At 67.8% G+C, this 8,746-nt stretch carries 8 protein-coding genes and 1 pseudogene; all 9 read right to left on the reverse strand.

The window, feature by feature from the left end; genetic code table 11:
- Positions 1 to 2 precede the first annotated feature (2 nt).
- Entirely contained in the window at positions 3 to 1,088 is a 1,086-nt protein-coding gene (locus MU521_RS19695; protein ID WP_092695123.1) for a [LysW]-lysine hydrolase, read from the reverse strand.
- The gene (locus tag MU521_RS19700; protein ID WP_092695121.1) at positions 1,085 to 2,224 is read right to left on the reverse strand and encodes an aspartate aminotransferase family protein; all 1,140 of its coding nucleotides are present in this window, start codon (positions 2,222 to 2,224) and stop codon (positions 1,085 to 1,087) included. Before MU521_RS19700 ends, MU521_RS19695 begins: the two co-directional genes overlap by 4 nt.
- Positions 2,221 to 3,048 (reverse strand): acetylglutamate/acetylaminoadipate kinase, encoded by an 828-nt coding sequence (locus tag MU521_RS19705; protein ID WP_092695119.1) that lies wholly within the window; start codon positions 3,046 to 3,048, stop codon positions 2,221 to 2,223. Before MU521_RS19705 ends, MU521_RS19700 begins: the two co-directional genes overlap by 4 nt.
- A 22-nt stretch (positions 3,049 to 3,070) precedes the next feature.
- The gene (gene argC, locus MU521_RS19710; protein ID WP_092695117.1) at positions 3,071 to 4,120 is read right to left on the reverse strand and encodes an N-acetyl-gamma-glutamyl-phosphate reductase; all 1,050 of its coding nucleotides are present in this window, start codon (positions 4,118 to 4,120) and stop codon (positions 3,071 to 3,073) included.
- Positions 4,120 to 4,983: a lysine biosynthesis protein LysX gene (lysX, locus tag MU521_RS19715; RefSeq protein ID WP_092695115.1), complete on the reverse strand. Its 864-nt coding sequence runs from the start codon at positions 4,981 to 4,983 to the stop codon at positions 4,120 to 4,122. Before lysX ends, argC begins: the two co-directional genes overlap by 1 nt.
- Positions 4,984 to 5,028: 45 nt before the next feature.
- Positions 5,029 to 5,193 carry a lysine biosynthesis protein LysW gene (lysW, locus tag MU521_RS19720; protein ID WP_092695113.1) on the reverse strand — a complete coding sequence of 55 codons (165 nt, stop codon included), beginning with the start codon at positions 5,191 to 5,193 and terminating at the stop codon, positions 5,029 to 5,031.
- A 229-nt stretch (positions 5,194 to 5,422) separates the two neighbouring features.
- On the reverse strand, positions 5,423 to 6,904 hold the full coding sequence (argH, locus tag MU521_RS19725; RefSeq protein WP_092695111.1) for an argininosuccinate lyase: 1,482 nt from the start codon (positions 6,902 to 6,904) through the stop codon (positions 5,423 to 5,425).
- 3 nt (positions 6,905 to 6,907) lie between these two features.
- On the reverse strand, positions 6,908 to 8,224 hold the full coding sequence (locus MU521_RS19730; protein ID WP_092695188.1) for an argininosuccinate synthase: 1,317 nt from the start codon (positions 8,222 to 8,224) through the stop codon (positions 6,908 to 6,910).
- Positions 8,225 to 8,623: 399 nt separating this feature from the next.
- Positions 8,624 to 8,746 (reverse strand): annotated as a pseudogene (locus MU521_RS19735) (IS630 family transposase); the annotation flags it as partial.

Here is an 8,746-nt window from a genome sequence, read left to right on the forward strand (position 1 = left end):
CTCTACTCCTCCAGGAGCCGCGTGGCGACGGTCTCCAGTACCTCGACCGAACGGTCGTACTCGGCGAGTTCGAGGTGTTCGTTGGGCGCGTGATCGAGGTCGGAGTCGCCGGGACCGTAGGTGACCATGGGACAGTCCCACTCCTGTGCGTACACGTTCATATCGCTTGTGCCGGTCTTCCGGAGCAGGCGGGGATCGCCCCCTGTCTGGCGGATGGCCGCGCGGAACGCCCGCGCCACGTCCGTACGGGGCGACATCATCACGGGCTCGACCTTGTCTTTCCAGTGGACCCGGTCGGCCACGTCCAGGTACCCCTCGGTGATCTCGATTACCTCTTCGGTGTTCATGCTCGGGGGCACCCGCAACTGCACCTCCATCGTCGCCTCGACGGAGAGCCCGTCGTCGGTCAGTCCGCCCTGGATCTTCGTGGGCTTGGCCGTCACGCGCTCGAAGACCGCTTCCCACTCGTCGGTGGCGAACTCCGCCTCGACGCTGGACCACCAGGCGATGGCGTCCTGCACGGCGTTGTTCTCCGGGCGGGAGGTGTGCCCCGACTCGCTGGTCGCGACGTAGGTGCCGGCCACCAGCCCCCGGTAGCCCAGCGTGATCCCCTCCCAGCCGGAGGGTTCGCCGTTGATCACGGCGTCGGGTGCCGACGCCCGGTCCTCGACGAGGAAGCGCCCGCCACGGGAGTCGACCTCCTCGCCGACGACGCCGACGAAGGAGGCCCCCGTCTCGACTGCGGCGACGGCCATCGCCGCCAGCGGCCCCTTCGCGTCGACGCTCCCGCGACCCCAGAGGGCGTCGTCCTCGCCGTCCTCCGCGTCGCGAATCTCGACGGGGATGTCCCCGGGTACGGTATCGATGTGGGAGGTCAACAGGACGCCGTCGTCGGCGGGTGCGCGGACGTTGCCGGCCTCGTCGATCCAGACCTCGCGGTCGTGTTCCTCGAAGTACGAGACCAGCACCTCCGCACAGCGACGCTCCTCGCCCGAGACCGAGGGCGTCGAGACGAGGTCGACGAGCAGTTGGCGAGCCTCCCCGTCCACGTCGATGCTGCTCTGACTGGTGAACTGGGTCCCGCTCATGCGTCGTCCTCCACGATGGCGTCGGTCAGCGCCGCGACGACCTCGTCGGCGTGCTCCTCGGTGATCGTCAGCGGCGGCAACAGCCGGACGACCGTCCGGCCGGCCGGGAGCGCCAGCACGCCGTGGTTCAGGGCCAGTTCCTTCAGCACGCGGTTGGCCTCGCGACCGACCTCGACGCCGATCATCAGGCCCTCGCCCCGCACTTCGCGCACGTCGTCGCCGAGTTCGTCGTGGAGGCGCTCCTGGATGTACGAGCCGATCTGAGCCGCGTTCTCGGTGACCGCTTCGTCGAGGATGGTCTCGACGGTCGCCTCGGACGCGGCGCTGACGACGGGGCCACCGGAAAACGTCGAGGCGTGCGAGCCGTAGTTCTCGGCGATCCACTCCCGACACAGCGTCGCGCCGATGGGCAGGCCGTTGCCCAGCCCCTTCGCGCTCGTGATCATGTCGGGCACCACGTCGGCCCACTCCGAGGCCCACAGACTGCCCGTCCGACCCATGCCGGTCTGGACCTCGTCGAAGATCAGCGCCGCGCCGTGCTGGGCGGTCTCGACCCGCGCCGTCTGGAGGAAGTCCTGACTCGCGGGGTTGATGCCGCCCTCGCCCTGGACAGGTTCGACGATGACCGCTGCGGTGTCCTCGTCGACCGCCTCGGCCATCGCCTCGGGGTCGTCGTAGGGGACGAACGCCACGTCGCCGATCAGCGGTTCGTAGGGCTTCTTGTACTTGTCTTTCCACGTCGTGGCGAGTGCGCCCATCGTCCGGCCGTGGAAGCCCTGCATCGTCGCGACGATCTTCGAGTTGCCCGTGGCCGAGCGGGCGAACTTCAGCGCCGCCTCGTTGGCCTCCGTGCCCGAGTTACAGAGCCACGTGTAGTCGATGTCGCCGGGCGCGGTGTCGGCCAGCAGGTCGTACAGCCGCGTCCGGGTCTCGACGGGGTAGGACGCCTGCACGTAGGTCAGGTCCGCGAACTGCTCGCGGACGGCCTCGTTGACCGCGGGGTGGTTGTGCCCCAGCGGGACGCAGGCGTAACTGGCCCCCATGTCGAGGTACTCGGTGCCGTCGTCGCCGTAGAGGTACGCTCCCTCGCCGCGTTCGATCTGGATGGGTTTCTCGTTGAAGACGAATCCGCTCATTGTAGTGCCTCCTGATGCAGGTGTGTCCCGCCGCCGGAAAGCGCCGAGAGGATCGGCTCGTCGGCGTTGGCGTCCGCGATCACGACCTCGTCGGCCCCCGCGTCCAGCGCCTCCTCGGCCGCCATGATCTTCCGGCTCATGAATCCCTCGGCGGCGTCTTCCAGCGCCGCCCACTCCTCGCTCGTCTCGACGGTCTCGATCAGCGTGTCGGAGTCGTCGGGGTCTTCGTAGACGCCTTCCACGTCGGTCAGCAACACGAGAGTCCCGCCGAGTTCGCCCGCAATCGCCGCCGCCGACCGGTCGGCGTCCGTGTTGACGGGGACGATTTCGTTGTCATCCGCGCCGGCCATCGGCGGTGCGGCGACCGGGACGTAATCATCACGCAGGAGCGACTCCAGCAGGTCGCCGTTGACCTGCTTGATCGTCCCGGAGTGGTCGCCCCGCCTGATCTTCTTTTTCCCGTCCTCGACGACCCGCACGGCGGACTTCCGGGGCCCGTGCAGGAGTTTCCCGTCGACACCGTTGAGACCGACGGCGTCCACGTCGAGGCTCTGCAGGCCGGCCACGAGTTGCGTGTTGAGGTGGCCAAAGACCATCTCGAACACTTTCATCGTCTCGGCGTCGGTGAACCGCCCGACGACGCCGCTGGGCGTCTCGACGTACTCCGGTTCGATGCCGAGTCGCTCCAGCGTGTCGTCGACGGCGGTCGATCCGCCGTGGACGACCGCCACGTCCTCACCGTCGTCGTCCAGTGCTGCGATATCCGAAAGGGCACCCGCGGGGTCGACCGCGCGAGCGCCACCGACTTTGATAACTGTAGTCATTACGAAAATACCTCTCCAGTTGCTACGGTGAGCCCACGGGATGCAGACCCCGGATATCGAGCCCCGCCGTCTCCTCCAGCCCCAGAGCGACGTTGGCCGCGTGGACGGCCTGCCCGGCCGAGCCCTTCATCATGTTGTCGATGGCCGAGAACACGACCAGGCGCTCGTTGCCGGGGTCGAGTTCGAAGCCGACTTCGGCCTTGTTCGTCCCCGCGACGGCCTTGGGCTCGGGGTAGCGGTAGACGCCACCGCCGCCCGCGACGAGTTCGACGAACGGTTCGTCCTCGTACTGGCCCCGATAGGCCGACCAGAGGTCGCCCTTCGAGACGGGCTCTTCGGGAAAGACGTGACAGGTCGCGCTCGCGCCGCGGATCATCTCCACCGCGTGGACAGTGAACGATACGTTCACGCCGAGGAACTGCTCGATTTCGGCCTCGTGACGGTGGCCGGTGGGCGCGTAGGGGCGGACGACGCCGGAGCGCTCGGGGTGGCTGGAGGCCTCCCCGCCGCCGGCACCGCCCTCCGAGGACCCGACCTTCACGTCGACGACGATCTGCTCGTCCCCATCGAGGACGCCCGCCTCGAACAGGGGCATGAGTCCCATGATCGTCGCGGTGGCGTTACAGCCGCCCGAGGCGACGATCTCGGCCCCTTCGAGGTTCTCCCGGTTCAATTCGGGGAGCGCGTACTCGGCTTTCTCCAGCAGCTCGGGCCGGCTGTGGCCGTCGTACCACTCGTCGTACTGTGCCTCGGTGTCGAGCCGGAAATCCGCCGACAGGTCGACGACGGTGCCGGCGGCCTCCCGGAACCGGTCGATCCGCTCCATCGTGACGCCGTGCGGCGTCGCGGCGAACAGCACGTCGACCGATTCGAGGTCGTCGGGGTCGGAGAAGCGCAACTCCAGGTCCCGCAGGTTCGGGTGCTGGTGACCGACCGTCTTGTTGGTCTTCGAGCGACTCGTGGCCTGGACGACCTCGAACTCGGGGTGGCCCGCGAGCAGGCGCAGGAGTTCGCCGCCGGTGAAGCCGGTGCCGCCCACGACCGAGGCAGTGAGTGAGGTATCCGAACTCATCAGGCGCTCACCTCCGCCTGTTCGGCTTTCGTCTCCAGCCAGTCGACGACGCGGGCGGGCACGTCCACGTCGGTCGCCTCGTTCAGCGCCTTGAACTCGACGTTGTGGTTGACCTCGTGGACGGTATAACCGTCTTCGGTGCCCATGAGGTCGACGCCCAACAGGCCGCCGCCAACCGCATCGGAGGCGCGTTCGACCAGGTCGAGCGCCTCGTCGTCGAGGCCGAATTCGTCGGTCGCTGCGCCCTTCGCGGCGTTGGTGATCCAGTGGTCCGAGGAGCGGACCATCGCGGCGACGGGTTCGCCGTCGGTGGCCAGGACGCGGATGTCCTCGCCGCCCTTCTCGACGTACTCCTGAACGTAGAACACCTTGTGCTCGTAGTGGCCCAGCGTCTCCTTGTGTTCGAGGATGGCCTCGGCGGCCGTCCGGCTGTCGATCTTGGCCATCAGGCGGCCCCACGAGCCCACGACGGGCTTCAAAACGCAGGGGTAGCCGAACTCCTCGATGGCCTCCATGGCCGCGTCCGTGGTGAACGCGACGGTCGTCTCGGGCGTGGGCACCTCGTTCTCGACCAGCGCGAGGCTGTTCTTGGCCTTGTCGGCGCACACCCCGGCGGTGTCGGGGTGGTTGACGACGGGGATGTCGTAGGCGTCCACGAACCGCGTGGCGTAGACGCTCCGGCTGGTCGCGAGACACCGATCGACCACGAGGTCGACGCCCTCGAAGTCAGCAGGCGGCTCGGACAGTCCGAACTGCTGTTTGCGAACGTCGATCTTCGTGACCTCGTGACCCCGGTCACGAAGCTCCGAGAGGAGGAGCTTCTCGTCTTTGCGGATGCGCGAGTAGAGTATGCCGAAATTCATGCTATCACCGGCCGGCGGCGGCCGTGCCGCGCGGCCGTCACCACGTTATTCGCCCCAGTCCTCTTCGAGCTCGGGTGCCGAGTCCAGCTCGACGGGGTCGGTGTCGACAGCTTCCAGCTCCGCACCGCAGGTCGAACAGTCGACGATCTCTCCGACTTCCAGGTCGTCGTGCAGGGTAACCTCGGCCCCACACTCGATGCATTCCGTCATTGGTACCTGCAAGTCACGCTCGTTACTACTTAAACCCTTCGGACTTGTCGGGAAGAGTTAACGACCCAAACTACCGTCTAACCGTAGGAAAAGCGGCCGTGGCGGCGTTTCATGAATCCTGTATCATGGTTCTGGTAATTCATCCCCTGGCGGGGATGGCGGTCGCGGTGCGGGGGCCGCTGCGCCCCGGACTCGCGGGAGTTCGCGTCGCAGCCGAACGGGTCGGGACTCAGACATAGCTAGCCACCTCCTCGCGGAGCCGCTTTTCGGCGTCGGTCAGCGCGTTCCGCTCGTCGACCAACCGCTCGCGGTCGGCGGCGAGGGCCGCCCGCGCCGCGTCTAGCTGGTCGGCCACTGCGTCGGGTGCGGGCCCGCCGGCCGAGTCACGACTCGCCACGCTCGCGGCGGGATCGAGGGCGTCCTCGACAGCCTCGCGATCCACGTAGGCCGACAGCGACTCGTCCAGCACCTCGCGGGCCGCCGCGTCCAGCGTCTCGTAGTCGGGGTCGGCCGACCGCTCGGCCGCGACTGCGACCAGTTCGTGGGCCGTCCGGAAGGGCAGTCCCGCCATCGCCAGCAGGTCAGCGACGCCCGTCGCCGTCGAGAACCCGGCACCCGCCTCCTCGGCCAGCAGATCCTCGTTCCAGGTTGCCGTGGCGACCGCGCCCGCGGCCACCTCGGTGGCCTCGATCACCGCGTCGACCGACTCCCAGCCGTACTGGCCCGCCCGCTGGAGGTCCCGGTTGTACGCGCGTGGCAGTCCCTTCAGCGTCGTCAACAGGCCCGAGACCGCGCTGTGGGCATCGCCCGCGCGGGCCCGCACCAGTTCCAGGGTGTCCGGGTTCTTTTTCTGGGGCATGATCGACGAGGTCGAGGAGTAATCGTCCGAGAGGTCGACGTAGCCGTCGTTTGCGAAGATGACGATGTCCTCACTGAGTCCCGAGAGCGTGGTCGCCAGGTTGGCGACGGCCGTCGTCGCCTCCAGCAGGAAATCGCGCGCGGAGGCGGCGTCCATCGAGTTCTCCATCACTGCGTCGAACCCGAGCAACTCGGCGGTCCGCTCGCGGTCGATCGAAAAGGGTGTCCCGGCGAAGGCCGCTCCGCCCAGCGGCGAGCGGTTGGTCCGGGCGTAGGCCCCGAACAGGCGCTCCGTGTCCCGGGCCAGCGCCCGCTCGTAGGAGAGCAGGTAGTGGCCCACCGTCGTCGGCTGGGCGTACTGGAGGTGGGTGAACCCGGGCATCAGCGTCTCCGCGTACTCGTCGGCCGCGTCGAGCAGTTGCTCGCGCGCCCCGACGACCGTCTCGACGGCGTCGAGGAGATCCTCGCGCAGACGATAGCGGATACAGGCCGCCACCTCGTCGTTGCGCGAGCGGGCGGTGTGCATCCGTCCGCCCTCGGGACCGACGCGCTCGATGACCGCCGTCTCGATGGCGGCGTGTACGTCCTCGCCGTCGGGCAGTGCGCCGTAGCCCGCGTCCTCGATCTCGTCGAGCGCCGCGAGGATCGCACCGGCGTCGTCGGCGTCGACGATGCCCTGCTCGGCCAGCATCACGACGTGGGCCCGATCCACGGCGAGGTCGGCGGCGAAGATGCGCTCGTCGGCCGCGAGCGAGGAGAGGAACCCACGCGCGGGGCCGCCGGAGAAGCGGTCCCGGCGGACCACGTCGCCGGATTTTCCGCCGTTCGTGTCGTCGGTGGGTTCCTCGCTCATGGGTTACTCCTTGTCCGCTGTCTCGCCGCTTCCGTCGGACGGTCCGTCCGACGCCGTCCCACTCGCGTCGCTCGCGGGACCCCCGTCCGTCACGGCCTCGGCGGCCGCGCTGTCGACGGACCCGCTGACCTTGTTGGCCAGGCGCTCCTGGAAGCCGTGGTACTTCGCGACGCCCGTGGCGTCGGCCTGTTCGATGTCGTCGGTGACCGCTTCCGTGTTGAACGAGGCCTGACCCTCCGCGTAGCAGGCGTACTCGCTCTCGCGGGCGACTGGACGGGCCTGCCCGCTTTCGAGTTTCACCGTCACCGTGCCGGTGACGCGTGTCTGGGTCTCCTCGATGAACCCTTCGAGCGCGCGGAACAGCGGCGCTTTGACCAGCCCCTGGTAGCCCTTCTCGGCCCACTCCTGGTCGATCTGGGTCTTGAAACTGCGTTCTTCCTTGGTGAGGACGAGCCCTTCGAGGGCCTCGTGGGCCGCCAGCAGCACGGTGGCCGCGGGGTGCTCGTAGTTCTCACGCACTTTGAGGCCGAGCATCCGGTCTTCCATCGTGTCGGTGCGACCGATGCCGTGGGCACCCGCCTGCTCGTTCAGCTGTTCGATGATCTCGACGGGACGCAGGTCCTCGCCGTCGACGGCCACGACCTCGCCCTGCTCGAACTCGATGTCGACGAGTTCCGCGTCTTTCCCGCTGGGGCTCTCCGTCCAGTCGTAGATCTCGTCGCCGGGGACGTGGCTGGGGTCTTCCAGTTCCGAGCCCTCGACCGAGCGGCTCCAGAGGTTCGTGTCGATGCTCCAGCGGCCGCCGTCGCCGCCCTCGACGGGCAGGTCCTTTTCCTCGGCGTACTCCTGTTCCCACTCGCGGGTCAGGCCGAGTTCGCGGACGGGCGCGTGGACGTTCAGATCCGAGTCGCGCCAGACCGTCTCGAAGCGGAGCTGGTCGTTACCTTTCCCGGTACAGCCGTGGGCCAGCGCGGTACAGCCCTGCTCCTCTGCGACGTCGAGGATGGCGGTGGCGATGACCGGGCGGGCCAGCGCGGTCCCCAGGGGGTACCCCTGGTAGGTGGCGTTAGCCTTGACGGCGTCCAGACAGAGGTCGGCGAACTCGGCTTTCGCGTCGACCACGTAGTGATCGAGGCCCAGCGCCTCGGCGGTCTCCTCGGCCTCGTCGAACTCTTCTTCGGGCTGGCCAACGTCGACGGTGACGCCGATCACGTCGTCGTAGCCGTATTCCTCTTTCAGTAGCGGTACGCAGACTGTCGTGTCGAGCCCGCCCGAGAAGGCGAGCGCGACCGTTCCTTCAGTGTCGTCGGGTTCTGGCATGTGTGTGGTGTGGTGTGTCGAGGTGTAGTGCGGACCGCCCGGCACCAGTCAGTGGGCGGTTCGAGACGAAACGACCGTGGGTGAAGTGGGAATGAGGTGGGCCTAACGGGCCCGTCGTCGGAACCGCGGCGGTCGCGGAAAAAGGTGGACGGACCCACCGGTCTCGCCCGCCAGCGAGCCGGCTCCGTGGATCCGTGTCATGTACTCGCCACTACCGGAGATTCGTATTAAAACCTTCCGAGATACCGAGCCCGTGGCCCACGGTGACACACCCCTGGTTCCGGACAGCACGTCCGTTCCGGGCCACGATACCGACGGCCACAATCCCTTTGCCCCCGTCGATCACAGGTCCCGACATGAACCTCCGCGGCGCGCTCGACACCGACGACCTGCTCATACTCAAGGACATAAGTACGTGAAGATATTCGGAGGCTCGATGTCATCAAGCGCAATGAGTGCAGCCTCACGAAGTTCATCTAATGTGTCGAAGAGACGGTTTCCAAGAGACTGATCGAGCCGTCG

The organism is Halorientalis regularis (genome assembly GCF_023698535.1).
GTDB lineage: Archaea > Halobacteriota > Halobacteria > Halobacteriales > Haloarculaceae > Halorientalis > Halorientalis regularis.

Coding starts and splice junctions, on each gene's coding strand:
- argC (WP_092695117.1), bottom strand. CDS start 4,120: ATGAGTTCGGATACCTCACTCACTGCCTCGGTCGTGGGCGGCACCGGC.
- argH (WP_092695111.1), bottom strand. CDS start 6,904: ATGAGCGAGGAACCCACCGACGACACGAACGGCGGAAAATCCGGCGAC.
- MU521_RS19695 (WP_092695123.1), bottom strand. CDS start 1,088: ATGAGCGGGACCCAGTTCACCAGTCAGAGCAGCATCGACGTGGACGGG.
- lysW (WP_092695113.1), bottom strand. CDS start 5,193: ATGACGGAATGCATCGAGTGTGGGGCCGAGGTTACCCTGCACGACGAC.
- MU521_RS19700 (WP_092695121.1), bottom strand. CDS start 2,224: ATGAGCGGATTCGTCTTCAACGAGAAACCCATCCAGATCGAACGCGGC.
- MU521_RS19705 (WP_092695119.1), bottom strand. CDS start 3,048: ATGACTACAGTTATCAAAGTCGGTGGCGCTCGCGCGGTCGACCCCGCG.
- MU521_RS19730 (WP_092695188.1), bottom strand. CDS start 8,224: ATGCCAGAACCCGACGACACTGAAGGAACGGTCGCGCTCGCCTTCTCG.
- lysX (WP_092695115.1), bottom strand. CDS start 4,983: ATGAATTTCGGCATACTCTACTCGCGCATCCGCAAAGACGAGAAGCTC.